We start from the raw sequence: 253 nt of genomic DNA, 5'->3' as shown, positions 1-253 counted from the left end.
GCGAGCATCCCGGGCGACCGGCAGTTCCTCGACAAGACCCGTGACACCGCCACCGGTCTGACGATGGTCGGGGCCCGGTACTACGACGAGGCCAACGGACGGTTCATCTCCGTCGACCCGGTCCTGGACCTGGCCGACCCGCAACAGTGGAACGCCTACGCCTACGCCAACAACAACCCCACCACGCTGTCCGACCCGAGCGGCCTGACACCCCGCATCGACGACGACTACGACGGCGGCCGCGGCCCCCTGG

The 253-nt window shown here is 69.6% G+C and carries 1 protein-coding gene; it reads left to right on the top strand.

The window, feature by feature from the left end:
* Nucleotides 1-253: RHS repeat-associated core domain-containing protein (locus tag CWIS_RS10360; RefSeq protein ID WP_048343215.1), on the top strand; the 253-nt coding region annotated here is incomplete at both ends.

Origin of the sequence: Cellulomonas sp. A375-1, from assembly GCF_001040865.1 — a bacterium.
Taxonomy (GTDB): Bacteria; Actinomycetota; Actinomycetes; order Actinomycetales; family Cellulomonadaceae; genus Cellulomonas; species Cellulomonas gelida.
This window is presented reverse-complemented; position numbering and strand designations above follow the sequence as displayed.